The following is a 24,357-nucleotide window of genomic DNA, read 5'->3' as shown; positions in this document are numbered from 1 at the left end:
GAAAAGGAAGAAGCAGAACAACCATGTATGATAATGGCTACAACCCAGAACCGAAGTGGAAAGAGGAATGCGGCGTTTACGGCGTGTACTCCCATACGGAAGATGTCTCCGGTCTGACGTATCTCGGCCTCTACGCCCTGCAGCATCGCGGGCAGGAGAGTGCCGGCATCGCCATCACGGATGGCGCCTGGATGGATGTGACGCGCGGCATGGGCCTCGTCAATGAAGTATTCCGCCATCAGGTCCCGCACATGGAGAATCAGTGCATTGCCGTCGGCCATGTGCGCTATTCGACGACGGGCTCGAGCCTGCTCGCTAACACGCAGCCGCTGCTCGTCAACTATGCGGGCGGCAAGATCGCGCTTGCCCACAACGGCAATCTGACGAATGCCGCTGAGATCCGCCATAACCTCGAGCAGCAGGGCACGATCTTCCAGACGTCCATCGATTCGGAAGTCATTGTGAACCTTGTCGCGCGCTCCCACAAGGAGACGATCGAGGAGCGCATCATCGAGAGCCTCAAGATGGTCAAGGGCTGCTATTGCCTGGCCATCATGACGGAGGAGAAGCTCATCGGCGCCCGCGATCCGCAGGGGTTCCGTCCGCTCTGCATCGGCAAGACAGAGGAGGGCAGCTGGATCCTCTCGTCGGAGACTTGCGGCCTCGATGTTGTCGGCGCTGAGTTCGTGCGCGATGTCCTGCCGGGTGAGATGGTCGTCATCGACCAGGACGGTCTCAAGTCGTATCCGTTCGCGACGGACGAGAAGAAGGCCGGCTGCATCTTCGAGCACATCTACTTCGCACGTCCGGACTCCGTCATCGACGGCCAGAGCGTCCACGAAGCGCGCTTCCTCATGGGGCGCGAGCTCGCGCGCGAGTCGGGCTTCAAGGGCGATATCGTCATCTCCGTCCCGGACTCCGGCACGACGGCAGCGACGGGCTTTGCCTATGAATCGGGCATCCCGTTCGTCGAGGGCCTGATCAAGAACCGCTACATCGGCCGTACCTTCATCCAGCCGACGCAGAAGAAGCGCGACACGGCAGTCAAGCTCAAGCTCAATGCCATCCGCTCCGTCGTCGAGGGCAAGTCGGTCATCATGGTTGATGACTCCATCGTCCGCGGCACGACGAGCGGCAAGATCGTCCGCATGCTCCGGAACGCCGGGGCAAAGGCTGTACACGTCTGCATCAGCAGTCCGCCAATCGGCTATCCATGCTTCTATGGCATCGATACCAGCGTCCGCAAGGAACTCATTGCCGCGACGAAGTCCGTCGAGGAGATCCGCGAGTTCATCGGTGCGGATTCCCTGCACTTCCTGAGCATCGATGGCCTCAAGAGATGTGTGCCGAACCTCAATGCAGAGGACATGTGCTACGCCTGCTTCAACAGTGCCTACCCGATCAAGGACGGTGCGAAGCCGGCAGGCGACAGCAAGTACGTCTTCGAGCAGCGCAAGTGCTGAAGGCGAGCCACAGGATTTTGTCAGACAGGATAAGACAGGATAGGAAAGGAACCAGGAGATCAAATGGCAGAACAACTTACCTATAAGGATTCCGGCGTCGATATCGATGCTGGCAACTACTCCGTCAAACTCATCAAGGACAGCGTCAAGGCGACGTATCGTCCGGAGGTCCTCGGCGACCTCGGCGGCTTCGGCGGTCTTTTTGCGCTGAATTCCGGCAAGTACAAGGAGCCGGTCCTCGTCTCCGGCACGGATGGTGTCGGCACGAAGCTGCGTCTCGCTTTCATGCTCGACAAGCACGACACGATCGGCCAGGATGCTGTTGCCATGTGCGTCAACGACATCCTCGTACAGGGCGCCGAACCGCTCTTCTTCCTCGACTATCTCGCCGTCGGCAAGCTCGACCCGGAGCAGGTCGCCTCTGTTGTCAAGGGCGTCGCGAATGCCTGCAAGGAGTCCGGCTGTGCTCTCATCGGCGGCGAGACGGCTGAGATGAGTGGCTTCTACCCGGTCGGTGAGTACGACATCGCTGGCTTTGCCGTCGGCGTCGTCGAGAAGTCGAAGGTCATCACGAGCGAGTGCGTCAAGGAAGGCGATGTGCTCTTAGGCCTGCCTTCCTCCGGTGTCCATTCGAACGGCTATTCCCTCGTGCGCAAGATCTGCTTCGAGCACAAGGGCTTCAAGGGCGACGAGTACATCGACGAGCTCGGCAAGACGATTGGCGAGGAACTCCTGACGCCGACGCGCCTCTATCCTAAGACATGCCTGCCGCTCATCGAGAAATTCGACATCCACGGCATGGTCCACATCACGGGAGGCGGCTTCTACGACAACATCCCGCGCGCACTGCCTGAGAACATGGCCGTCGAGATCGACAGCTCCGTCTGGCAGATGCCGACGATTTTCCGCCTGCTTCAGCAGTGGGGCAATGTCGACTGGCATGAGATGTACCGCACGTTCAACATGGGCATCGGCATGGTCATCATGGCCAGCCGCGAGGAGGCCGACAAGATCAAGGCGCACCTCGAAGCCGAGCATGAGACGGTCTACGAGATCGGCCGCGTCGTTCGCGGCAATCACGATGTGACGATCAAAGGCGGCGTGTTCGATGAGTAAGCAAGTATTGGGCGTGCTGTGCTCCGGCCGCGGCACCGACCTCCAGTCCATCATCGATGCTATCGGCCGCGGTGAAGTCGATGCGACGATTGCCGTCGTGTTGACCGACAAGCCGGATGCCTACGCGCTGACGCGCGCTGAAACGGCCGGCATCAAGGCCGTCTGCATTGACCGCAAGCAGTTTGACGGCCGCCAGCCGTTTGAGGAGGCCCTGATCGCGGCCCTCGATGAAGCAGGCGTCACTCTCGTCGTGCTCGCTGGCTTCATGCGCATCCTGACGCCGTACTTCGTGCGCCACTACGCAGGCCGCATCATGAACATCCACCCGGCCCTGCTGCCGAGCTTCCCGGGCGCACACGCGCACCGCGATGTGCTCGCCTACGGCGTCAAAGTCAGCGGCTGCACCGTACACTTTGTCGACGAAGGGACCGACAGCGGCCCCATCATCCTGCAGGCCGCCGTGCCTGTGCTCGATGACGACACCGAGGAGACACTCGGTGCCCGCGTCCTCGAGCAGGAGCACATCATCTACCCGAAAGCCATCCAGCTCTACTGCGAAGGCCGCCTCAAAGTAGAAGGCCGCCAAGTGCGCATCCTGTCTGCCAAGCAGTAAACATGCTGGGGATGGGGCTGTGTAAGAAGTAGCTAGGGAAGGGGATGGTGTCCGCCTGCAGAAGCGAAGCGCTTGCCCGAAGGGCTGGCCGACAGATAATCCCCAGCTATGTTCCGCAATGTAAGAACGCCGCGTCAGGCGGCGAACCACCTTTGCCATAAGTAAAGAGGCGAGAAGGCCATTCAGCGAAGCGCCGAAGCCGAAAAAACTCGCCCCTGCCCATGCACGATGTAAACAAACTGAGAAAGAGGTACACACCATGAAGATCAAACGCGCTCTCATCAGCGTATCGAATAAACAGGGCGTCGTCGAATTCGCCCGCAAGCTCCACGAAGCAGGCGTTGAGATCGTCTCGACGGGCGGCACGATGAAGGCCATCAAAGAGGCCGGTATCCCCGTCACTTATGTCAGCGACGTCACGGGTTTCCCGGAGATCATGGATGGCCGCGTCAAGACACTGAATCCGTACATCCACGGCGGCATCTTGGCCGTCCGCGACAATCCCGAGCACGTCCGCGAGATGGAGGAGCATCATATCACGGGCATCGACCTCGTCGCCGTCAACCTCTATCCGTTCAAAGAGACGATTGCCAAGCCGAACGTCACGCTCGCTGAGGCCATCGAGAACATCGACATCGGCGGCCCGGCCATGGTCCGCGCTGCAGCCAAGAACTTCAAGTTCGTCACGATCATCACGAACCCGGCCCGCTACGATGCCATTGCCGAGCAGGTCGCGAAGAACGGCTGCGTCGACGACCGCACGCGCATGGAGCTCGCACAGGAGGCCTTTGCCCATACGGCCGCTTACGACACGATGATCAAGGATTATCTCGCCGAGCAGCTCAAGAAATAAGGATACGAGCCTTCCCCTGCGGGCGTTTCTATGCCTGCGGGAGAAGGCTGTTTTGTGATTTACGTGATATTGGAGGAACTACCATGAACATCTTAGTGATCGGTTCCGGTGGCCGCGAGCACACGCTGGCCTGGAAACTCGCGCAGTCGCCGAAGGCAACGAAGCTCTACGCTGTGCCGGGCAATCCGGGCATGGCTGATGTCGCCGAGTGCATCGGAGACGTCGACATCTGCGACAACGAAGCCCTCGTCAAGCTCGCCGAGGAGAAGGCCATCGACCTCGTCGTCGTCGGCCCGGAAGTCCCCTTGACGAATGGCGTCGTCGATGCCATGAACAAGGCCGGCATCAAGGCCTTTGGCCCGCGCAAACTCGCAGCCGAGATCGAGGGCTCCAAGTCTTTCTCCAAGAACCTCATGAAGAAGTACGGCATCCCGACAGCCAAGTACGAAGTCTTCACCGATGCCGAAGCAGCCCGCGACTACATCAAGAAGGAGGGCGCCCCAATCGTCATCAAGGCCGACGGCCTTGCCGCCGGCAAGGGCGTCATCGTCGCCATGACACTCGACGAGGCACTCGATGCCGTCCACGAGATCATGGATGACGCCGCCTTCGGCAAGGCAGGCAGCCGCGTCGTCATCGAGGAGTTCATGGACGGTGAGGAAGCCTCCCTCTTAGCCTTCACCGACGGCAAGACCATCTGCCCGATGGTCAGCTCCCAGGACCACAAGCGCGCCTACGACGGCGACAAAGGCCCCAACACCGGCGGCATGGGCACCTATGCACCGGCACCGGTCATGACCGACGAGATGGTGAAGATTGCCACCGAGCGCATCTTGAAGCCGACCATCGCCGCCATGGCAAAAGAAGGCAGGCCCTATAAAGGCTGCCTCTACGCCGGCCTCATGATCACAAAAGAAGGTCCGAAAGTCGTCGAGTTCAACGCTCGCTTCGGCGACCCCGAGACGCAGGTCGTCCTGCCGCTCCTCAAGAGCGATCTCGTCGACATCATGCTCGCCTGCGCCGATGGCACCCTCGACGAAGAGCACATCGAATGGAGCGATGGGGCAGCAGTCTGCGTCGTCATCGCCTCCGGCGGCTACCCGAAAGCCTACAAGAAAGGCTTCCCGATTGATGGCCTTGAAAAAGCAAAAGCCCTCGGCACCCTCGTCTTCCATGCCGGCACCGCCGAGAAAGACGGCAAGATCGTGACGAGCGGCGGTCGCGTCCTCGGCGTCGTAGCCACCGCCGACGACATCCGCAACGCCGTCGACAAAGCCTACAAAGGCGTCAACGCAATCACCTTCGAAGGAGCCTTCCACCGCACGGACATCGCCCATCGCGCCCTCGAGCGCCTGACCGATAAATAAGACAATTTATCCCACTGGTAAAAAGACACGGCCCATATGCCGTGTCTTTTTTATTGGTCTTCCATATCTGAAAAAGTGAGTGCGAGCGAAGCAAAGCACGCCCTAGAACATCGAGGAAAGGGCAGCACCTAGGAAAGAGGTGGGGAATTTTGCCTGCAGAAGTGCTTGCCCGTATGGTTGGCCGGTAGGCAGTAGCTAGGGAAGGGGGATGGTTTTCGCCTGCAGAAGCGGAGTGATTGCCCGTAGGGCTGGCCGACAGAGATGCTTGCTAGGTAATGCGATGTCAGAACGCCGCGTCAGGCGGCGAAGTCACTTAGAGAAAAAGCAAAGTCGAGGAGGCCATTTAACGGAGCGCCGAAGCCGAAAATCATCCCCCTTCCCCTTATGAGATGTCAACCAGCCTCACGCACGAAAAAAGCCGCCAGCAAAAGCTGACGACTTGAACATTCAATGGTCGGGATGACAGGATTCGAACCTGCGGCCTCATCGTCCCGAACGATGCGCGCTACCAAACTGTGCCACATCCCGTAGTCACAAGAGATATTATACGAAGAATCCGTTCTCTTGTCAACACTTTTTACAAAAATAATTCTGATACGAAAAAAGCCATCCGCAAGAGCAGATGGCTTGAACATTCAATGGTCGGGATGACAGGATTCGAACCTGCGGCCTCATCGTCCCGAACGATGCGCGCTACCAAACTGTGCCACATCCCGTAGTCACAAGAGATATTATACGAAGAATCCACACTCCTGTCAACACCTTTTTCGAAAAAAATTCTTCAGGCTGCCATGAGATAGAAAAAATATGTTCGTAGCGCAAGAAAAAGCCAGATGAAAAGCAGGATTTTCACCAGGTGAGAACGAAATACTCCATATAATCAGAAAATCATTCATCTTCGCATAGGAGGGGTTAATATGGGCAGAATCCAGAAAATCTTAGTACCAGTCGACGGTTCCGTCAACGGCTGCAAGGCCGTCGATGAGGCAATCTTCTTCGCCGAGAAATGCAAAGCCGACCTCGATTTCGTCTACGTCGCCAGCAACATCAACAAAGACATCCCGAGCCACATCGTCTTCGATCGCATTTGGGAGAAACTGCCGGACGACATCAAGGCCTCCAAGCACGTTGAGACGGGCAACATCCCGAAAGCCATCATGCGCGTAGCTGCCGAAGAGCACAGTGACCTCATCATCATGGGCAGCCGCGGCCTCGGCCTCTTCAAGGGCGCACTGATCGGCAGTGTCAGCCAGAAAGTCGTCGAAGAATCCCCGATTCCAGTCATGGTCATCAAGTAACTCCAGAACTACACGAAAAGACTGCCCCTGCGCAGCAGAAGAAGCTCGCGGGCGGCCGTCTTTTGAGAAAGAAAGGGACTGCCGTCCGCACGGCAGTCCCTTTCTTTCTCTTCTGTTCGCTCTGTGGTATAATCAGGGCAGGTATCCTATGTACATCTTCTATGGTTAGGAGTTTCTTATGCGTTTAAAGACTTATCGGACGTCCATCCTGCTCGGCGTGACGTTCACGATCCTCTTGTCGACGTTCTGGTTCCTGCCGCAGCTGGCCTTCATCATCTTCATCTCGTTGCTCTTACAGCTGCTCTTGACGCCGCTCGTCGACCGGCTCGAGTCCCGGATGAACCGCGGGCTCGCGGCGGCAATCGTGCTCATTGGCTTTCTCGCCATCTGCGGCGGGCTGCTGCTGCTCGTCTCGAGTACATTCATCCCGACGTTCACGCGGTTCGTCACGGATTTCCCGCAGATTACGGAGAAACTGCAACAGGCGCCCCTGATTCACGACAATGTCTACCTGACGGATGAATTCGAGCAGTTCTGGCTCGAGCTCAAGGCGGCCAGCATTGATGCGCTGAAATCGTCGCTGACGGTCCTGCTCTCGATCTTCAGCAAGTTCATCGACATGGTCATCATCATCTTTGTCACCTTCTACCTGCTCAAGGACGGCAATGATATCAAGATCTATCTCGCGAGCCTCTTCCCGCAGCGCGACTACAGCCGTGTGCTCGCACTCTTCAACCGCATCCTCTCAGCGTTGCGCACGTACATCTGCAGCCAGCTCGTCATCTGTAGCCTGACGGCCGTCATCGTCTTCCTCTACTACACCTCGCGAAGCCTGCCTTACGCCTCGGTCTTCGCGATGGTATCCGGCATCAGCGAGTTTGTGCCGGTGCTCGGCCCGACTGTCGCCTCGATCTTCGGTATCCTGCTGACGGCGACTGTCGACCCGTGGGTGGCCGTCCAGACGGCAGGCTTCTACTTGATCTTGACACAGGTCAACCACAATCTCGTCTATCCGACGCTGATCGGCAAGTCCCTGAATCTGCATCCAATCGCCATCATCCTCGGCATCATCTTAGGCGGCGAAGTGCTCGGCCCGGCCGGCATGTTCCTCGCAGTGCCCTTCATCGTTATCTGCAAGCTCGTCATCGAGGACATCTATCAGGACCGACTCGAGACAATAAAAAAAATCCGCACGTCCCGCTGGCTGACCAAGGAGAAGCACGAAGACCGTTGAATGCATCCTGCGACAAAAAAAGCAGCGCTTCCCGGCTGCGGCAGGACATCTTGAATCAGATGCCCTCGCCGTCAAGGCCGGTGAAGCGCTGTTTTTCTGTGCGTTCGATCTGCATGAGGCGTCCCTTGCGGATGACGAGCACGAGCCTGCCGTACTGCAGCAGGCGGAATTCCTTGCGGATGCGCGCGGCGAGCTCCGTGAGGACGCGCTCGGGGTAGGGGGGCTTTGCATCTTCGGTGTCGTGCCAGCAGTCGAGGCGCCGTTTCTCGCTCCATTCGACCTGCATGAGGACGCCGTCCTGCGCGACGAGGACCATCTCGCCGTAGCTGATGGTGCAGAGGCCTTGGAGGATGTAGGCCATTGCTTTCTGTGGGATTTCGCCTGGGGCTGGTCTGATTCCGGGCATGAGATCGCCTCTTTCTAGATTAATGCATAGTAAACAAATATGTATTTATATACTGCTTTTATCATAGTATAGATGGAGCGAAAAGTCAAGGGAAGCCAAGATGCAGGAAATCTTTTTGTCACTGTAACTCAGTAACAGAAGGCGGCCGCAACATCTGCTATACTGAGGTCAGAAAGCAAGAGAGCCGCTCCGCACGGCAGCGACATGCGGAAGACAGATAACGGAGGGATAGTATGACGAAGGAACGCAAGACAAAAGATGTCATCATCATCGGTGCCGGCATGGCCGGCCTTACGGCAGCGCTCTACGCAGGGCGTTCGAATCTCTCGACGCTCGTGCTCGAGAATGCCATCGTCGGCGGGCAGATCGCCAACGCCGTCGGTATCGAGAATTACCCGGGCTTTACAAAGGTCAGCGGCAGCGACCTGATGACGACCGTCCAACAGCAGGCCGAAGCAGCTGGTGCCGAAGTCGATGAGTTCGACATGATCGAGCGCGTCGACCTCATGGGCAAGACGAAGATTGTCGAGACGCAGAGCTATATCTACGAGGCCAAGGTCGTCATCATCACTTCCGGCATGGAGCGCCGCAAGCTGCCGCTCAAGGAAGAGGCGAAGTATAGCGGCCGCGGCGTCCACTACTGTGAGCTCTGCGACGGCCACATGTATCAGGACAAGGTTATCTCCGTCATGGGCGGCGGCAATGCCGCAGTCGATGCGGCGAACTTCCTGACGAAGTATGCCAAGGAGCTCTACCTCATCCATCGCTCGAAGCTGCGCGCCGACAAGGCATCGCAGGACAAGCTCTTCGCCAATCCGAAGGTCAAAGTGCTGCTCGAGACGGAAATCCGCGCCCTGCACGGTGAAGGCCGCCTGACGAGCATCACCATCTACGACAAGGCAAAGGGTGAGGAGCGCGAGCTGCCCGTCGATGCCATCTTCGTCAACATCGGCGTCGTGCCGAACACCCACCTCTTCGAGGGACAGGTCAAGATGACGGAGAGCGGCCGCATCCTCGCCGGTGAGGATTGCCGCACGAATCTTCCCGGCGTCTTCGCTGCCGGCGATGTGCGAGAGAAGGAAATCCGCCAGCTGACAACAGCAGCGGCCGACGGCACGACAGCCGCCCTGCTCGCCGAGAAGTACATCGAATCTCTGTAAGTGGTTAACAAGAATATCTCGTCATTATTTCTGTATAGGAGGAATCATCATGGTAAAAGTCTATTCTATCACGCAGTGCCCCTGGTGCGATAAAGTCAAAAAATACCTGAAATCCAGAGGTGTGGCCTACGAGGAGCACAACATCGAGCTCAGCGATGCCGACCGCGACGAATGCTACAAGATCTCCGGCGACCTCATCGTGCCTGTCACGACCGTCAACGGCAAGGACTTCGTCGTGAGCTTCGACAAAGCCAAGCTCGACGCACTGCTCGGCCTCTGAGCCTTACAATCATACATTCTCCCTCTTAAGCCAGCTATTTTTAGCTGGCTTTTCTGTTACCCCCATACTATAATGGAAGGTGATAACATAGAATGTTTTACGTTAACGATAGGTGGATAGGTGGTATGTATGAAACCGATGTAATCGAATCATTATCATAAATGGTACCAAAAAGGTCAGGGCATCGTCGAATACGCTCTGATTCTTGCCTTTATCGTCGGCATCGCTGCAGCAATCTTTGCCAAGGGCGGGCTGGCCGAGGCCGTCAGCGATGCCTACTTCCAGATATCCAAGACCATTGCCTATGCGATGGATAATACGAAGGAAGGACATCAGAGATTTGCCCAGAGCCAGCTGGAGCAGGGGCTTAAGAGTGCCATACAAAACAGGAAAATCCGTCTTGAAAGCGAGGGGGCATGGGTAGAGCTTGACCTGCAGTCCAACTGGAATGACAAGATAAAGGCGTATGCAAACGGTGGCAGAGATGGAACCGTGGAGGTCAATGGCTGGCCCTACAAGCAATTTACCGGCCTCTGGAATGCAACGGGCCTGGATCCAAGCCACATTGATCTGGATGAGGCGGACCGGGGCAACTGGGCAGGCGTGCGCATTGAAAAAAAGGGGGATGCCTATAACGTCTATTACTTCAACGGCAAATCAGCCAATGTGGAAAATGATGCGCCTACAGCTACCTATCGGGATACTGCGGCGATGCAGAAGCTTTTCGGCAACGGCCAGGCTCCTGCGACATGGAAGCCGTAAACCGCTCACTTCGATGCGGAAAGAGCTGCGGATTTGACAGTTTCGTAAAAATCATGTAGAATTTTCCTGTATGATTATGACTATCACATGAATGGATTTCATTTTGGAGGGACCTACATGAAAAAATCAGCACTGCTGACGGCGGCACTGCTCCTCGTCAGCTCTTCCTATGCGATGGCAGCTCCTATCAACCAGATGGCCAATCACGAGACGGCTGTCGGCGTTGGCACGAAGGAGAGCTACATCGAGCACAAGGTGACGAATAAGGCGACGGTCGGCTTCCAGTATGCGGACCGCGATGAGAAGGGCGACCACAAGGATGCCTACCTGCAGTACGATATCGTCGGCTCTGAACTCAAGGTCATCGGCGGCTACCGCTGGAACCTCCCGAATGATAAGGATAATGCCTTCGCCGGCGTTGCGGTGAGCACGCCGAAGGTACTGGGCTTTGATGCCTACGCTTCGTATGTCGCGGGCAAGGACTTCAATGAGACGCAGGTCGGTGTCAACAAGAACCTGCTGCTCAATGTCGACCTCAACGTCAACTACCACAACTTCAAGCCGGATGAGGGCAGCCGCGAGAACGGCGTCGGCGTCGGCGTCTCGGTCAAGTTCTGATCGGGTGCATCTGGTGTAAAACCGCATAACTGCGCATAAAAAGAAAACCCGCATCACTGCGGGTTTTCTCATATGCAACTAGGCGATTCAGGGCTCACTGCGCATCAAAGAGCGGCAGCGGCTCGAGGAAGATGATGTCGTCGCGTTTGGCAGCATTGCCCTCGGCGAGCACACATGCCTGGCCGATGACCTTGCCGCCAGCCTTCTCGGTCAGCTCGACGAGCGCCTTCATCGAGCCGCCCGTGCTGATGACATCGTCGAGCAGCAGGACGTTCTTGCCCTTGATGCGTTCGATGTCCGTGCCGTCAAGGCAGAGTTTCTGCGTGCCCTTCGTCGTGATCGAGACATCATCGACCCAGAGCGCGTTCTCCATGTACGCCTTGACCGACTTGCGCGCGACGATGTAGCGGTCCATGCCGAGTGCGCGCGCGAGTTCCTCCGCGAGCGGGATGCCCTTCGTCTCCGCCGTCAGCACGTAATCTGTCTCGGGCGGCACCTTCTTGGCCAGCGCCTGCGCACAGGCGTCCGTGAGCTCCACATCGCCGAGCATGACAAAGCCGGCGATGGCCAGTTTGTCCGTGACATTGAGGATGGGCAGGTTGCGCGTGCAGCCTGCAATGTGTAACGTATAATATCGATCTGCCATCTTAGCACCTCTTCATTTCATCTATATTCCTCATCCATTATACTATGATGATGGGCGCGGTGCAATTGTGTGCAGGCCGTTGGCAGTGAAAATCGAATAAACATCAGCAATTTAGAAAGGAAGTTATCATAAATGAGCGATATCCATGAGATTCACGGCCACGATGAGGCAGAGGGCATCAGCGAGGAGCAGCGTGCCCTCGACCAGATCACGCACATCCTGCTCCACGCCCTGACGGAAGACGGCATCGGCGAGAAACTCGAATCTGCTAAGTCCCAGCAGGACGTCTACAAGGCCCTGCAGACCTTGCCGTACTTCAAGCTGACCATTGACGAGTTCCGCATCGGCATCGAGGCCCTGCGACAGCAGCAGGCTGAGATCCATCAGGATGAGCAGGAATGAGGCAGGGGCCAAAAGAAATTCACAGGAAGACTTGCATTTTTCGACTGCACCGGCTATAATATGAAGATAAGAGAAAAAGCCGTTCAAGACGGCTTTTTTCTAGCATTTCTTATCGGGGGTGCAATGGTTTCGACGGGGTATTGAAGCCACGAAGTTCGCAGGCCAATGGTCATGAATGCCTGAAGCTTGACCGCTAAATTCAACTGACGAAGCTGAATACGCTTACGCTGCCTGAGCCTAGCTCAGATAGCCCCTCTGGAAGTACGAACCGTCAGCCAACCCGGAGGTTTTAAATAAAGACGGCAGTTTCCTGTTTTGTAAAAACAGGTGGTGGAGAACTCTGAATCCTGGAGTTCCGCTCCTATGATGCCCGCATTCCCGGGCTATTGCGATAATGCTTTGTGATGTGGATGTATTTCGGACAGGAGTTCGATTCTCCTCACCTCCACCATTTTGGAGATTCGCCGCTGAGAAGCGGCTTTGATACAAGAAGACTCGGGGCGGATTCCCGGGTCTTTTTGTTTGCCGGTTTGCTGTAGAACGAAATTTCTATCCCCCTGGGAGGCTTACAGCATTCATGAAGATGACGTATAATGAAAGCATCAATCATCATGTTTATTTATAGGGGAGATGAAATCATGCATATTCCAGAGAATTACCTGAGCCCGTCGACGTGTGCGGTACTCGGCGCGGCCATGGTGCCCGTCTGGCTCGTGGCCGTCTCGAAGGTGAGGCGCCATGTGCCGCAGGAGAAGCTGCCGCTCCTGGGCATCGCAGCGGCGCTTTCGTTCCTCGGTATGATGTTCAATGTGCCGCTGCCGGGCGGTACGACGGGCCATGCGGTCGGCGGCACGCTGATCGCGATCTTGTTCGGCCCGTATGCCGCGTGCCTGTCTGTCAGCGTGGCTCTGCTCATCCAGGCACTCTTCTTCGGGGATGGCGGCATCCTGGCCTTTGGCGCGAACTGCTTCAATATGGCGGTTGTCCTGCCGTTCACGGGCTACGCCGTCTACCAGTTCCTGCGCAAACGCCTGACCGCTTCGTCGGGCGAGTACATGGCAGCGGGGCTCGGCGCGTACGTCGGCATCAATGCGGCAGCGCTCGTGGCGGCCATCGAATTTGGCATTCAGCCGCTGCTCTTTACGGATGCAGCCGGCCAGGCGCTCTACTGCCCGTATCCGCTCTGGATCTCGGTGCCGGCGATGATGATCGGCCATCTGACTCTCTTTGGACTCGCGGAGGTCGTCTTCACGACGGCCGTGCTTGCCTACCTGCGCAAGACGTCGCCGGACCTCTTCCAGTCGGTCCGCGTGAAGACGAACCGTGCCCTCTACGGTTTGGTTGCAGCACTGATCGTCTGCACGCCGCTCGGACTGCTCGCGGCAGGAACGGCCTGGGGTGAATGGGATCCGGAGGAACTCGCGGACCAGGACTTCCTCGGCACGGCGCTCGGCTATACGCCGGCGGGGATGGAGCAGGGCTTCTCGTTTGACGCGCTGTTCCCGGACTATGCGATTGCAGGGCTGCCGGATGCCTTCGGCTACATCCTCTCGGCGCTCATCGGCACGGCACTGCTCGTCATCCTCTTCAAGATGGCGGCACCGCTCTTCGCTTCACACACAGATTACGGCGATTCTCTGTCGGGGCGCTGAGTGACTTTTGATTTGAGGTGTTCTTCATGATGGATTTGCCGGATTGGGCAAAGCGAGAAGAATCATACAGACCTGACAAGGACCGGGATGCATTCATCTCCCGGTCCCTTTTGCGCATGATGGAGATGCTCAAGGTCCTGCGCGCGCAGGCGGGCAGGCGTTATCGCGGCCAGGCTGGCATGGCACTCGCGCTGCTCATCTTGCTGCTTTTGGCCGTCGTCACGGCGCGCACGCCTGCATTCCTCTGGACCGTGCTCGGAGGGGAGCTCGTGCTCATGACGGCACTGACAGGGGCACAGCTGCGGCAGATCGTCATGGGAGCATTGACAGCCGCCCTTTTCTGCCTGTTGCTCATCCTGCCAGCGCTCATCTTCTGGAGCACGGGCCCGGCAATCCTGCTGCCGTTCAAGACATTCCTCTGCGTGACAGCGCTCAATCTCCTGCAGCAGTATTTCTCGTGGCATGAGATCACGGCGGCACTGCGGCGCTTCCACCTGCCGCCGGAGGTCATCTTCATCCTTGACACGACGCTGCGCTACCTCGTGCTGCTCGGCGACCAGGCCTCGCTTCTCTTGACGTCGCTGAAGCTGCGCTCTGTCGGCCACAATCCCCGCAAGCACAGGGCGATGGCTGGCATCATGGGCATTGTCATGCAGCGTTCGCAGCGCTTCTCGCTCGAGATGGCCGAGGCCATGCGCTGCCGCTGCTTTACGGGCGAGTACCCCGTCATGGCGGGGGAGAGACGGCGCGGCCCGCTCCTGGGGCGGCTGATACTGCTCGCCCTGCTTGCCTTGTATGCTTTCCTGTATCTTCGTCTGGAGGGATTCTTTTGATCGCGCTTGAAGATGTCTGCTGTGCGTTCGACCATGAGCCGGTCCTGCGCCACATCAGCTTTACGATAAAGAAAGGGGAGGCCGTCTTGCTGACGGGACCGAACGGCTCGGGGAAGACCACATTGCTGCGTCTCTTGAACGGACTCGTCTTCCCGGAGATCGGCACGTATACCTTTGAGGGGACGGCCATCACGGCGAAGAAGATGCGTGAGCATCGCTATTCCAAGTACTTCCATCAGCGCGTCGGCTACGTCTGGCAGAATCCGGATGCGCAGCTCTTCTGTGCGAGCGTAGAGGAGGAGCTGGCCTTCGGCCCGCTGCAGATGGGGCTTCCAGAGGAGGCGGTGCACCAGCGCGTGGAGGATGCCATTGCGTATTTCTCGCTGGAAAAATTGCGCGACAAGGCGCCGTACTTTCTCTCGGGCGGCGAGAAGAAGCGCACGGCGCTCGCCTCCATCTTCACGATGAATCCGGCGGTCTGGACACTCGACGAGCCGGAGACCTTTCTCGATGCCGAGAGCCAGGCGTGGCTGACGCAGTTTCTGCAGTCGCTCAAGGATGCGGGCAAGACGATCATCGTGACCTCACACCATCCCGATATCGCTGGCCGGATTGCCGATAGGGAACTGAGACTGACAGCAGAGCATCAGCTGGGGTGATTGCTGGCTAGGGCAAAGAAGAAGGGCAAGATGCAGCCATCCCCTGCCGTCGTCTCTCTTTGAAGACAGCTGGCCTTGACATCTTGGCTCATCTTTTGTTATCCTATACGTGATTTCATCTAAAACTCGGGATGTGTTCCTGAGAGTGGATTTTTCTGACACGCGTCATTTTCGCCACGCAGCGCCTGCTGCGTGGCTTTTTCTGTTGAATGAGAGTTAGGTAAAGGAGAGGGAATACATGAAATACGCGTTGCTTGTCTTTCTCGGGGGATGCAGTTACGGCATCCTCTCGACAATCGTGAAGATTGCCTATGCGGCAGGGCTGACGCCTGCGGAAGTCTGTGGCGGGCAGGTCTTTTTCGGCATGCTTCTGCTGTGGATGGCGGCCCTGCGCCATCGGGGCTTTCCTTTGAATGGCCGTCGGGTATTGACGCTCATTTGCTGCGGCCTGCCGATTGGCCTGACGACGATGTTCTATTACACGGCTTTGCAGACGGTCACGGCTTCGTTTGCCATCATCCTGCTCTTCCAGTTCGTCTGGGTCAGCACGGCGATTGACTGCGTCTTCTCGCGCCGCCTGCCGGACAGGCAGAAAGTCGCGGCCATCGCGATCCTCTTGCCGGGATCAGTGCTCGCGGCGGGACTCGTTGGCAGTTCGGATAACATCTCCCTGACGAGCGGCGTGCTCTGGGGACTGGCTTCGGCCGTCAGCTATTCCTTTGTCCTGCTCGTCAGCGGCACGGTCGGCTGTGAGGTGCCGCCCGTCTTGAAGAGCGCCCTGATGTCCGTCGGAGCGGCCACTGTGATTTTTGCCTTCATGCCGCCGACCTTCCTGCTGTCCCTGGGCAGCATTGCCGCCGTCGCGCCGTACGGCATCCCGCTCGGCATCTTTGGCATTGCACTGCCGCCGCTTCTCTTTTCTATCGGCATCCCGCACACGGGGCCGTCGCTCGGCAGCATCCTGACTTCGTCGGAGCTTCCCATGGCCATCCTCATGGCCTTCTTCGTCCTCGGCGAGCACATCGCTCTCGTGCAGTGGCTCGGCGTCGCCCTGATCTTCCTCGGCGTGATCGTGGGGAATCTCAGGACAAAGGGCTGAGGTCGTGCCCCTTCAGGCAGCGGCATCGCTCTTCGCGAAGGCTGGACTGCCGTGGCCGCGAAGGTAGAGGAAGGCGCCGATGCAGATGACGACGGAGACGAGGGAGCCTGCTGCCGTCGCGAGGCCCATCGGGAACAGGGTCATGGGGTACCAGATGGAGGTCAGGTAGACGAGCGGGATGCGGGCTGTCACGATGGAGGCGATGTTGTGCAGGAACGAGATCTCGGAGCGTCCACAGGCGCAGAAGTAGCCGCTGAAGCAGAAGTGGATGCCCGCGAAGATGCAGTCGAAGATGTAGCCCTGCAGGTATGCCTCGCCTGCCACGATGACGGCTGCATCGTAGGTGAAGAGCGCGACGATGTCGTAGGCGGCGTACTGCGTGAGGATGGAGACTGTGATACCGAAGCCGACGGTCATCGCGAGTGCATAGCGCAGGGCCTGCTGTGCGCGGCCGACTTTGCCCGCGCCGATGTTCTGCGCGCCGAGCGCCGAGACGGTCGAGAGCATTGACGAGGGCACGAGGAAGATGAAGCTGATGATTTTCTCGACGATGCCGACGGCAGCGGTGTCAGTCAGGCCGCGCATATTCGCGATGACAGTGATGACGAGGAAGGCGACCTGGATGAAACCGTCCTGCAGCGAGATCGGCACGCCGATGCGCAGGAGGCGCCGCAGCACGGGACGTTCCGGGCGGAAGTCTTGTCGTGTGAGTGCAATGCCTGCCCGGCCGCTCTTCACGTAGGCGAGGGCGAGCACGACGCTGATGGCCTGTGAGATGACGGTGCCCCAGGCCGCGCCGCTCGGGCCCATCGCCATGGCGCCCATGAAGAGGTAGTCGAGTGCGATGTTGCAGAGGCAGGCCACTGCGACGAAGTACATCGGACTCTTGGCGTCGCCGAGGCCGCGGAAGATGGATGCGATGATGTTGTAGGCGGTGATGAGCGGGATGCCGAGGAAGCAGATGAGGAGATACGACTGTGTGCCAGATACAGCCTCTATCGGTGTTTCCATAGCGCTGGTGATTCCGCCGCGCAGCGCGACCAGCAGCACGGCCAGCACGAGTGAGACGCCGAAGAACAGCACAGCCGTCGTGCCAATGGCCTTGCGGATGCGCAGGTGGTCCTCCGCGCCGACAGCCTGTGCAATCGTGACCGTCGTGCCCATCGCGAGCCCCACGATCATGACGGTCAGCATGTGCATGACCTGACTGCCAATCGAAACAGCCGTGATGCTTGCCGCTCCCTCGAACTGGCCGATGATGAAGAGGTCGGCCATGCCATAGAGCGTCTGCAGGAAATACGAGAAGAAGTATGGCAGCGAGAAATACACGATGTTCTTCGCGACGTTGCCGGTTGTCATGTTCTTGGTCACAAAAATACCCCCTTGACTCCATAGTAAACACTACAATTATGGCAGAGTCAAGGGGGTATGTAGAGCAGGGCCGGGGAGAGACTGGCAACACTTCGCCACGGTGCACTGCTAAACGAGGCCGGGGATAGCCGGTCAACACTACGCGATGACGGTCTGCTGAAAGGATTTTTTGCCTTTTAATGCAGCCTTACAAAAGAGCTAAACGCGCTTCGCTTGGACGACGCTCTTTTGCAAGGGTTCTAGTGGGCAAAAAATCCTTTCTTGACGCAGCCCGCCAACGCTCCGCTAATGCCCAGCTATCCCCTGACGTAGCCCCATCGATGCTCCCCAGCCCCGCGGGCCAAGGTACGGTTGTAAAAAGCCTCGATTGTTCGTCGTATCATTGATGAACGGTCGAGGCTTTTATTCGCAGGAACGTAGCGGGAGAGAGGCTTCGTCGTAGGGCGTATCTTCAGGAGGGGGCTGTATTTCGCCTGCAGGAGCGCAGCGATAGCCCGCAGAGCTGAGCCCTGACACTCTTTAGCATAGAAATGCGATGTGAGAACGCCGCGGCAGGCGGCGAAACTGCATCAAAAGGATATCCTGTCATAGGGCTCATTTAGCGGAGCGACGAAGCCGAAATATAGCCCCCTCCGCCTACGCACATCTGCTCCACATTTAACGGAGCGACGAAGCCGAAATGTCTTTCCCCTCCGTCGGCATGCCCGCGCATTTTTCAAATATCCCAGTGCAGGTTATCTGGATTTGGCGTTGCTTTGTCGACTTCTGTGAGGATCCACGAGGCGTTGTCGTGGGTGGCGGAGAAGGCCTTTTCGAGTCCTGCCTCATATTCCTTTGGGATTTCCATCGCGTGGAGTGCCATGTGCATGTAGTCTTTTGCCACGAGTGTGACGCCGCGCTCGGCGGAGAGCTGGGCCTTGAAGCGGTAGCCGTAGTAGAGGTAGCTGTTGTGGTGGACGGGGATGTCTTTGTAAGCCTCGATGCGCTCGTCGACCTCTGCTTCGGCCTCCTGGGTCATCTTCATCTTGTGCATGAGATTCCAGCGGTCCGCCCAGAGCTCGCCGCGCAGGATGTACTTGTAGAGAAAGTCGGTCGACTCAGCCAGCTCGATGGCCATGTCGATGTGGCGCAGGCTTTCGTCGAATTTGCCGAGCTCTTTCTCGAGGGAGCTCAAGCGCTGCAGGGCGAAGACCTTTTCCTCGACGTCCTCAGCCTTCTCCTCGTCGATGTCGGCTTCGACGACACTATGGAAGAGCTCGAGTGCTTCATCCGTCTTGTCGATGCCCTTCATGGCGAGGAAGTGGGCGAGACGCGCGCGGGCGTGCCAGCTGTCCATGCCGCCGATGAAGAGTTTCTCGGGCGGATGGGCGGGGGAGTCCATCACGAGGTGGACGAGCTTATGGAATGTATCTTGTGTCATGAAAAATCCTCCTGATTCGTGTATAATAGTTATATTATACCATTTCTTCTGGAGGTTGGGAATTTGAACGCATTGAAACGATTCGTACTCAAGGCTTGGGCGCGCGGGACGCATGTGGTGGAGCATGAGGCTGGGCTGCTGCTCGTGCTGTACCTCCTGAATTTCGCGCCAATCGCGTGGCTCAACATCCACATGTACAAGGGGGAGCAGCTCGGCGTGCTCGCGGCGGATGCTGTCTTCCTGCTCGGCGGGGTGCTGCTCTACATCCTCATCTTGGGCTTTATCCCCGTGCGCAGGCTGCGGCGCCTGCTGTTTGCGGCGTCGTTCTTCGTCTCGCTGCTGCTCGGCGGCGTGGAGTTCTTCTCCATCGTGCAGTACAGCTCGCTCATCGGCGCGGGTATCGTGACAGCGGTGCTGCAGACGAATCCGCGCGAGGCGGGAGAGTTCGTCCGCATGTACGTGGGCTGGAAGGGCGTGGCAGCTGCTGTCTTGCTCGTCGTGGCGGGTGTCTTTGCCTACCGCAGGCTCGGCGCGGTGCGGATCCCTTTCCTGTCACGCCACCGCTTGTCGCTTGCCATCCCGCTCGTCGTTGTCGCTTCACTGGCTGCGGGCGGCATCCTGTTGACGCGCTACTACTCGTTCATCATCAATGATTCGCTCGATGTGCCTGCTGTGCGCGTCGGACGGGCGGCGACGACGTCGGTCGAGAATATCCGCGCGTTTGAGAAGCTCAAGGATGAGGCCGCAGCGGATGTCGAGATTGCGGAGAACCACAGCGATACGCCGTACGTCGTCTTCATCCTCGGTGAGTCGACAACGCGCGACCGCATGCACCTCTATGGCTATCCCTTGGAGAACACGCCGAATCTCGATGCGCTCAATGAGAAAGGGGAGCTCGCCGTCTTCCGCGACACCATCTCGCCGGAGTCTGCGACGGTCGCCGTGCTCCGCAAGCTCTTGACGTTTGCGGACATGGATTCCTCGAAACCGTGGTACGCCTACAACAACATGATCGACACGATGAAGGCGGCAGGCTACCGGACGTACTGGCTCTCGAATCAGGAGAGTTCGGGCATCTGGGGCAATGTCGCGCAGCTTTTTGCGGGCCGCAGTGATTACAGCCGCTTCACGCGCCTGCGTGAGTCGCATGAGGACAGCGGCATCTACGATGAGGCACTGTTCCCGCTCGTCGACGAGGCCCTGCAGTCGCCTGCACCCAAGAATTTCTACCTGATTCACCTGATGGGCGGCCATGGGCTCTACTACATGCGCTTCCCCTACATCTTCTCGAAATTCACGGCCGATGATGTGCCGCCGCCGCAGGATGAGCTGTCTCAGGAAAAGCGCACGGAAATCGCGCAGTATGAGAATGCGCTCTACTACAATGACTTTGTCGTCACGAGCCTGATGGGCAAATTTGCCGATAAGGATGCGATCGTCGTCTACATCCCCGATCACGGCGAGGCGCTCTACGACCGCGGCAGCACGTTCTCGGGCCATGTCGAGGAGCACCCGACGAAGGAGACGCTCGAGGTGCCGATGATTTTCTGGGCATCGCCTGCCTACAAGGCACACCATCCGGAGAAGTGGCAGGCGCTCCGGGCGGCCGTCAACCGTCCGTACATGACGGATGACTTCATCCACACACTGCTCGACCTCCTGGATATCCGCACGCCGGAGTATGATCCCAGGAAGAGTGTCATCAATCCCGCGTTCCAGCCGAGAGCGCACCGCATGGTGCAGGGCCACGACTACGATAACGAGATGAAATGATGCGTTATATCAAAAGAAGCCTTGCCGGCTGATGTAGGCAAGGCTTCTTTTTGTCCGCGCTCAGTGCGCGCTGCTATTTCCGCAGTTCAAGGACTTGGGAGAAGTTCTTGAGGATATCGTTTTCATGGGTGATGACGAGCAAGGTCTGGCCAGTCTTATGGACTCTCTGGAATAGAGCATCGATAAGGGCTGCAGCTGTCTTCGCATCGAGTCCGCAGGTCGGCTCGTCGAGCAGGACGAGGGGCTCATTGCCGGCGATGGCGAGCGCTGTGAGCAGGCGGCTGCGCTGGCCGCCGGAGAGGTTGCAGGCATCCTCTCCGAGCGGCGTGTCAATGCCATCTGGAAGCGCGGCGATGACTTCGCTGAGCTGGGCGTCTGCGAGCGCCTCATGCATATCCTCTCTGGAGCATTCCGGCCGGTATCGCTCGAAATTCTCGCGGATGGAGCCGGAGAGCAGCACACTGCCCTGGGGCAGGGCGGCGATGGCCTGATGGATGGCGGAGGCGGGAAGGCTGGCATAGGGCTGTCCTTTTAGGAGCAGTGTGCCGCTGTCGGGCGGCCAGACGCCAATCAGGAGTCTTGAGAGTGTCGTCTTACCCGCGCCGCTCGCACCGACGATGGCCGTGTGCTGGCCGCGCGCAATTTGGAAGGAGAGATATTGGAGGATGCCCTGTCCCTGCCGGTAAGAGAAGGAAATATCTTGCGCTTCAAGGAGTGGCGTGCTGTCCGGCAGGGGGGACTTGCCTAGGTTTGTTGCTGCAGGATGTGTCTCTCTGCCTGCTGGCCTGTCCGGCAGGAAACTGGCGGCGGCGAGGCTGCGGCGCCACTGGCGCACGTCTTCTGGCAGATTGCGGAACTCAGCGAGCAGGGCTTGGAGGACGAGGAACCAGACACAGAGGTCGATGCCGCTGAGCTCGTCTGCCGTCACGCGGCAGATCAGGAGCGCAAAAAGGACGAGCAGGGCGGCGGCATCGAGGAGATTTGCCATCGCGTCGCGCCGCGCATCGCCTTGGGCAAGGCGCAGGTCGCCCGCGAGCAGCCGGTTTGCCGGGGCGGCAAGGCGCTGCGCGGCAGGTCCGGCCCCTGCGCAGATCAGCTCGTCGGCGCCGCCTGCTGCATCGAGCAGAGCGCTACGGTAGGCTGCATCGCGCGCGCGTCGCTCGCGTTCATCTGTATGGCGGCCGAGAATGGCGAGACGCAGGCGCACGAGGCCGAGAACGGGCAGGAGCAGGGCGAAGGGGCCGAGCACTCTTGCGAGCAGCCAGGTGGTGAGTGCGGTGATGGTGGCGATGGTCGTGATGGGCAGCAGCGCGCGGACGTAGAAGTCGCGCAGGTCGTCAGCTCCGGCCATGAGGTCGTGCAGGAATTCGCCCTGGCGCGCGGGCCCGCTGCGCAGCGGCAGGCATCGCGCGGCTGCGTCGTAGAAGGAGAGGCGGATCTCTGTCAGGATGCGGAAGGCCATGCGGTGCGAGAGGTAGCGCTCGCCGTAGCGGAAGACGGCGCGGCCGATGCCGCAGGCACGCACGGTGGTGATGCCGAGTGCCAGCGTGTAGAGGGGCGGCATCAGGGCCGCGGAGGCGACGAGCCAGGCCGAAGCGCCGAGCAGCGCGAGCCCCGTGAAGAGTGCCATGAGGCTCACGAGCAATACGGGCAGGAATTCGGCGGCTGAGGTCAGGCGAAGGAGCTTCCTCATACGGCAGTACCTCCTTTCATCGTGATTGCGTCAAAGGTCAGCAGATGGTCTGCTGCGGCCTGCAGCTGCTCGTCGTGGCTGATGACAAACAGCGTGTGCGTGCCGCGCAGGGAGAGCAGGACCTCGCGTATGGTCGAGGCGGTCGCCTCGTCGAGTGCGGCAGTCGGCTCGTCGAGCAGGATGAGCGGCCGTCCCTGTACGAGGGCGCGCGCGAGGCCGAGGCGCTTGCGCTGGCCCTGCGAGAGGCTCTGGCCGCCCTCGCCAAGAGGCGTCGCGAGTCCCTGCGGCAGAGCGGCCAGCCAGCTGTCGAGGGAGAGATGCTCAAGTGCCGCCCGCACATCGTCCTCGCGGAAACCCGAGTGGAACAGCGTGATGTTCTCCAAGAGCGTCGCGTTGAAGAGATGTGGCTCCTGCGGCACATAGCTGCAAGGCATGGTTTCGGAACGCAGGATGGTTCCGGATTCCGGTACCAGTAGCCCTGCGAGCAGGCGCATGAGCGTCGTCTTGCCGCAGCCGCTCGGCCCCGAGAGCACCGTCAGGCTGCCTTTTGCGACGGCGAACGATACGCAGTCGAGCAGCGGCAGCGGGCTGCCCGGATAGCGGAAGGAGAGAGCCTGCACAGTGAGGGGCGCAGAGGTATCGGGGAAGGGGGGCGCGCCTGGAACTCCTCTTGGTGTTGATGCGTTCGAGGCGACTTCCGACAGGGCAGATTCAGCGGTGAAGGCTGTCATGCCGCTGTGGAAAGCCGTGCCGGAGAGGCGTAGCGGCTGGTAGAATTCCGGCGTCAAGAGCAGCACGAAGAAGGCCGCCGTGAATGTCAGCTGTCCGTAGAGCAGTCGCAGGCCGATGCTGACGGCGATGATGGCAATGGAGAGCGTCGTGATGAGCTCGAGGGCGAAAGCCGAGACGAAGGAGAGCTGAAGCACGCGCAGAGCGGCTCTTGCAAAGTCGCGGCTTAGACCTCTGACGCGCTCGCGCTCCGCCTGCTCCCGCGAGAAGAGCTTGAGTGTCGGCAGGGCGCGCAGGATCTCCGCGAGTCCTGCCGAGAAGCGGTTCATCTCGCGCCACTGCTCCTCGCTCGCCTCGCGCGTCACGCGCCCGATGAGGTAGAGCAGGAACGGCGCGATCGGGACCGTCACGAGCATCAAGAGGCCCGTCATCGGGTCAATGAAGAGCGCGGCTGCGAGAAGGCAGGGCATGGCGACGGCGATGCCGAGTACGACGGGCAGGACTTTCGTGAACCAGGCGTCGAGTGCATCCGTGCTCTCGAGTGCCAGCGGCAATAGCCGGCGCGTCAGCGTGCGGTCTGTCTGCCCCTGGCGTGAGAGGAGGTGCAGGTGGAGCTTCTGGCGGACGCTCGCGCGCGCGCCATCTGAGAGCGCCTGCAGCAGATGTGCCTGCCGCAGGCTGAGGAGGTGGAGGGAGCCGAGCATAAGAAACAGCACCAGGAGAACTGGTGCTGTCGTGCTGAGGCTCCCCTTCTCGAGAAAGACCTGGCTGGTGGCCAGGCTGGCCGTCCCGCAGGCGCCGAGGATGGCGAGTGCGCGCAGGAGCTCCGTCAGGAACAGCTGCCGCCGCACGCCCTTTTCGCGTTGCAGGGCTCTGTAGAGAAAGGTCTGCTTCATATTCATGGTAGTAG

The 24,357-nt window shown here is 59.0% G+C and carries 23 protein-coding genes, 2 tRNA genes and 1 other RNA gene; 18 read left to right on the top strand and 8 right to left on the bottom strand.

The window, feature by feature from the left end:
- Positions 1-23: 23 nt before the first annotated feature.
- From purF to purD, 5 genes are all read left to right on the top strand, one after another.
- Positions 24-1,463, top strand: coding sequence for an amidophosphoribosyltransferase (purF, locus tag B2X55_RS01215; protein ID WP_055160151.1), 1,440 nt, complete (start codon positions 24-26; stop codon positions 1,461-1,463).
- Between the two features lie 63 nt (positions 1,464-1,526).
- Positions 1,527-2,579 carry a phosphoribosylformylglycinamidine cyclo-ligase gene (purM, locus tag B2X55_RS01210; protein ID WP_286820564.1) on the top strand — a complete coding sequence of 351 codons (1,053 nt, stop codon included), beginning with the start codon at positions 1,527-1,529 and terminating at the stop codon, positions 2,577-2,579.
- A complete protein-coding gene (gene purN, locus B2X55_RS01205) occupies positions 2,572-3,192 on the top strand; it encodes a phosphoribosylglycinamide formyltransferase (protein ID WP_286820563.1) in 621 nt (206 codons plus the stop codon). Before purM ends, purN begins: the two co-directional genes overlap by 8 nt.
- Positions 3,193-3,451: 259 nt before the next feature.
- The gene (locus B2X55_RS01200; protein ID WP_081828463.1) at positions 3,452-4,045 is read left to right on the top strand and encodes an IMP cyclohydrolase; all 594 of its coding nucleotides are present in this window, start codon (positions 3,452-3,454) and stop codon (positions 4,043-4,045) included.
- An 83-nt stretch (positions 4,046-4,128) separates the two neighbouring features.
- Entirely contained in the window at positions 4,129-5,412 is a 1,284-nt protein-coding gene (purD, locus tag B2X55_RS01195; RefSeq protein ID WP_286820562.1) for a phosphoribosylamine--glycine ligase, read from the top strand.
- A gap of 451 nt (positions 5,413-5,863) precedes the next feature.
- On the opposite strand, the gene B2X55_RS01190 is transcribed toward purD, so the two are convergent.
- Positions 5,864-5,940, bottom strand: a tRNA-Pro gene (locus B2X55_RS01190).
- Positions 5,941-6,051: 111 nt separating this feature from the next.
- Positions 6,052-6,128 (bottom strand) — tRNA-Pro (locus B2X55_RS01185).
- Positions 6,129-6,329: 201 nt separating this feature from the next.
- Between B2X55_RS01185 and B2X55_RS01180 the strand changes: the two genes are divergently transcribed.
- The gene (locus tag B2X55_RS01180) at positions 6,330-6,710 is read left to right on the top strand and encodes a universal stress protein (protein ID WP_005842169.1); all 381 of its coding nucleotides are present in this window, start codon (positions 6,330-6,332) and stop codon (positions 6,708-6,710) included.
- A gap of 178 nt (positions 6,711-6,888) precedes the next feature.
- Positions 6,889-7,944: an AI-2E family transporter gene (locus tag B2X55_RS01175; RefSeq protein WP_286820561.1), complete on the top strand. Its 1,056-nt coding sequence runs from the start codon at positions 6,889-6,891 to the stop codon at positions 7,942-7,944.
- Positions 7,945-7,999: 55 nt separating this feature from the next.
- On the opposite strand, the gene B2X55_RS01170 is transcribed toward B2X55_RS01175, so the two are convergent.
- Positions 8,000-8,350 (bottom strand): YezD family protein, encoded by a 351-nt coding sequence (locus B2X55_RS01170; RefSeq protein ID WP_070099879.1) that lies wholly within the window; start codon positions 8,348-8,350, stop codon positions 8,000-8,002.
- A 233-nt stretch (positions 8,351-8,583) separates the two neighbouring features.
- Here B2X55_RS01170 and B2X55_RS01165 point away from each other — a divergent pair, with 233 nt between their 5' ends.
- From B2X55_RS01165 to B2X55_RS01150, 4 genes are all read left to right on the top strand, one after another.
- Positions 8,584-9,510: an NAD(P)/FAD-dependent oxidoreductase gene (locus B2X55_RS01165; protein ID WP_036378895.1), complete on the top strand. Its 927-nt coding sequence runs from the start codon at positions 8,584-8,586 to the stop codon at positions 9,508-9,510.
- 49 nt (positions 9,511-9,559) lie between these two features.
- Positions 9,560-9,790: a glutaredoxin family protein gene (locus tag B2X55_RS01160; RefSeq protein ID WP_005842176.1), complete on the top strand. Its 231-nt coding sequence runs from the start codon at positions 9,560-9,562 to the stop codon at positions 9,788-9,790.
- A 309-nt stretch (positions 9,791-10,099) separates the two neighbouring features.
- Positions 10,100-10,552: a hypothetical protein gene (locus B2X55_RS01155; protein WP_255240483.1), complete on the top strand. Its 453-nt coding sequence runs from the start codon at positions 10,100-10,102 to the stop codon at positions 10,550-10,552.
- Between the two features lie 117 nt (positions 10,553-10,669).
- Positions 10,670-11,170: a hypothetical protein gene (locus B2X55_RS01150; protein WP_036378512.1), complete on the top strand. Its 501-nt coding sequence runs from the start codon at positions 10,670-10,672 to the stop codon at positions 11,168-11,170.
- 94 nt (positions 11,171-11,264) lie between these two features.
- On the opposite strand, the gene B2X55_RS01145 is transcribed toward B2X55_RS01150, so the two are convergent.
- Positions 11,265-11,816 carry a phosphoribosyltransferase family protein gene (locus tag B2X55_RS01145; RefSeq protein WP_055160167.1) on the bottom strand — a complete coding sequence of 184 codons (552 nt, stop codon included), beginning with the start codon at positions 11,814-11,816 and terminating at the stop codon, positions 11,265-11,267.
- Between the two features lie 132 nt (positions 11,817-11,948).
- Here B2X55_RS01145 and B2X55_RS01140 point away from each other — a divergent pair, with 132 nt between their 5' ends.
- The 6 genes from B2X55_RS01140 to B2X55_RS01115 all read left to right on the top strand — a co-directional run bounded on the left by B2X55_RS01140 (position 11,949) and on the right by B2X55_RS01115 (position 16,461).
- Positions 11,949-12,218 (top strand): hypothetical protein, encoded by a 270-nt coding sequence (locus tag B2X55_RS01140; RefSeq protein WP_255240482.1) that lies wholly within the window; start codon positions 11,949-11,951, stop codon positions 12,216-12,218.
- Positions 12,219-12,332: 114 nt separating this feature from the next.
- Positions 12,333-12,669, top strand: a transfer-messenger RNA (tmRNA) gene (gene ssrA, locus B2X55_RS01135).
- A 187-nt stretch (positions 12,670-12,856) separates the two neighbouring features.
- Entirely contained in the window at positions 12,857-13,870 is a 1,014-nt protein-coding gene (cbiM, locus tag B2X55_RS01130) for a cobalt transporter CbiM (RefSeq protein WP_255240481.1), read from the top strand.
- Positions 13,871-13,986: 116 nt separating this feature from the next.
- Entirely contained in the window at positions 13,987-14,703 is a 717-nt protein-coding gene (locus B2X55_RS01125) for an energy-coupling factor transporter transmembrane component T family protein (RefSeq protein WP_286820559.1), read from the top strand.
- Positions 14,700-15,362, top strand: a complete 663-nt coding sequence (locus tag B2X55_RS01120; RefSeq protein ID WP_286820558.1) for an energy-coupling factor ABC transporter ATP-binding protein — start codon at positions 14,700-14,702, stop codon at positions 15,360-15,362. The genes B2X55_RS01125 and B2X55_RS01120 overlap by 4 nt, the downstream gene beginning before the upstream one ends.
- A gap of 238 nt (positions 15,363-15,600) precedes the next feature.
- The gene (locus B2X55_RS01115) at positions 15,601-16,461 is read left to right on the top strand and encodes an EamA family transporter (protein WP_286820557.1); all 861 of its coding nucleotides are present in this window, start codon (positions 15,601-15,603) and stop codon (positions 16,459-16,461) included.
- A 12-nt stretch (positions 16,462-16,473) separates the two neighbouring features.
- Here the strand turns inward: B2X55_RS01115 and B2X55_RS01110 are convergent, their stop codons facing one another.
- Positions 16,474-17,832 (bottom strand): MATE family efflux transporter, encoded by a 1,359-nt coding sequence (locus B2X55_RS01110; protein ID WP_286820556.1) that lies wholly within the window; start codon positions 17,830-17,832, stop codon positions 16,474-16,476.
- Positions 17,833-18,547: 715 nt separating this feature from the next.
- Positions 18,548-19,252 (bottom strand): tetratricopeptide repeat protein, encoded by a 705-nt coding sequence (locus B2X55_RS01105; RefSeq protein ID WP_286820555.1) that lies wholly within the window; start codon positions 19,250-19,252, stop codon positions 18,548-18,550.
- Positions 19,253-19,315: 63 nt separating this feature from the next.
- On the opposite strand from B2X55_RS01105, the gene B2X55_RS01100 reads away from it, so the two are divergent.
- Positions 19,316-21,025: a phosphoethanolamine transferase gene (locus tag B2X55_RS01100; RefSeq protein WP_286820554.1), complete on the top strand. Its 1,710-nt coding sequence runs from the start codon at positions 19,316-19,318 to the stop codon at positions 21,023-21,025.
- A gap of 73 nt (positions 21,026-21,098) precedes the next feature.
- Here B2X55_RS01100 and cydC read toward each other — a convergent pair whose 3' ends face one another.
- Together cydC and B2X55_RS01090 are read right to left on the bottom strand one after the other, a co-directional pair.
- Complete coding sequence (cydC, locus tag B2X55_RS01095; protein WP_286820552.1) at positions 21,099-22,718, bottom strand: thiol reductant ABC exporter subunit CydC; 1,620 nt, start codon at positions 22,716-22,718, stop codon at positions 21,099-21,101.
- Complete coding sequence (locus B2X55_RS01090) at positions 22,715-24,343, bottom strand: ABC transporter ATP-binding protein/permease (RefSeq protein WP_286820551.1); 1,629 nt, start codon at positions 24,341-24,343, stop codon at positions 22,715-22,717. The genes cydC and B2X55_RS01090 overlap by 4 nt, the downstream gene beginning before the upstream one ends.
- Positions 24,344-24,357: the final 14 nt, after the last annotated feature.

Source organism: Mitsuokella sp. UBA4253, from assembly GCF_002395285.1.
Classification (GTDB): domain Bacteria; phylum Bacillota; class Negativicutes; order Selenomonadales; family Selenomonadaceae; genus Mitsuokella; species Mitsuokella jalaludinii.
This window is presented reverse-complemented; position numbering and strand designations above follow the sequence as displayed.

Bases quoted from the DNA above. Each gene is read 5' to 3' on its own strand.
- purF (WP_055160151.1), top strand. From the start codon at position 24: ATGTATGATAATGGCTACAACCCAGAACCGAAGTGGAAAGAGGAATGC.
- purM (WP_286820564.1), top strand. From the start codon at position 1,527: ATGGCAGAACAACTTACCTATAAGGATTCCGGCGTCGATATCGATGCT.
- purN (WP_286820563.1), top strand. From the start codon at position 2,572: ATGAGTAAGCAAGTATTGGGCGTGCTGTGCTCCGGCCGCGGCACCGAC.
- B2X55_RS01200 (WP_081828463.1), top strand. From the start codon at position 3,452: ATGAAGATCAAACGCGCTCTCATCAGCGTATCGAATAAACAGGGCGTC.
- purD (WP_286820562.1), top strand. From the start codon at position 4,129: ATGAACATCTTAGTGATCGGTTCCGGTGGCCGCGAGCACACGCTGGCC.
- B2X55_RS01180 (WP_005842169.1), top strand. From the start codon at position 6,330: ATGGGCAGAATCCAGAAAATCTTAGTACCAGTCGACGGTTCCGTCAAC.
- B2X55_RS01175 (WP_286820561.1), top strand. From the start codon at position 6,889: ATGCGTTTAAAGACTTATCGGACGTCCATCCTGCTCGGCGTGACGTTC.
- B2X55_RS01170 (WP_070099879.1), bottom strand. From the start codon at position 8,350: ATGCCCGGAATCAGACCAGCCCCAGGCGAAATCCCACAGAAAGCAATG.
- B2X55_RS01165 (WP_036378895.1), top strand. From the start codon at position 8,584: ATGACGAAGGAACGCAAGACAAAAGATGTCATCATCATCGGTGCCGGC.
- B2X55_RS01160 (WP_005842176.1), top strand. From the start codon at position 9,560: ATGGTAAAAGTCTATTCTATCACGCAGTGCCCCTGGTGCGATAAAGTC.
- B2X55_RS01155 (WP_255240483.1), top strand. From the start codon at position 10,100: ATGGATAATACGAAGGAAGGACATCAGAGATTTGCCCAGAGCCAGCTG.
- B2X55_RS01150 (WP_036378512.1), top strand. From the start codon at position 10,670: ATGAAAAAATCAGCACTGCTGACGGCGGCACTGCTCCTCGTCAGCTCT.
- B2X55_RS01145 (WP_055160167.1), bottom strand. From the start codon at position 11,816: ATGGCAGATCGATATTATACGTTACACATTGCAGGCTGCACGCGCAAC.
- B2X55_RS01140 (WP_255240482.1), top strand. From the start codon at position 11,949: ATGAGCGATATCCATGAGATTCACGGCCACGATGAGGCAGAGGGCATC.
- cbiM (WP_255240481.1), top strand. From the start codon at position 12,857: ATGCATATTCCAGAGAATTACCTGAGCCCGTCGACGTGTGCGGTACTC.
- B2X55_RS01125 (WP_286820559.1), top strand. From the start codon at position 13,987: ATGATGGAGATGCTCAAGGTCCTGCGCGCGCAGGCGGGCAGGCGTTAT.
- B2X55_RS01115 (WP_286820557.1), top strand. From the start codon at position 15,601: ATGAAATACGCGTTGCTTGTCTTTCTCGGGGGATGCAGTTACGGCATC.
- B2X55_RS01105 (WP_286820555.1), bottom strand. From the start codon at position 19,252: ATGACACAAGATACATTCCATAAGCTCGTCCACCTCGTGATGGACTCC.
- cydC (WP_286820552.1), bottom strand. From the start codon at position 22,718: ATGAGGAAGCTCCTTCGCCTGACCTCAGCCGCCGAATTCCTGCCCGTA.
- B2X55_RS01090 (WP_286820551.1), bottom strand. From the start codon at position 24,343: ATGAAGCAGACCTTTCTCTACAGAGCCCTGCAACGCGAAAAGGGCGTG.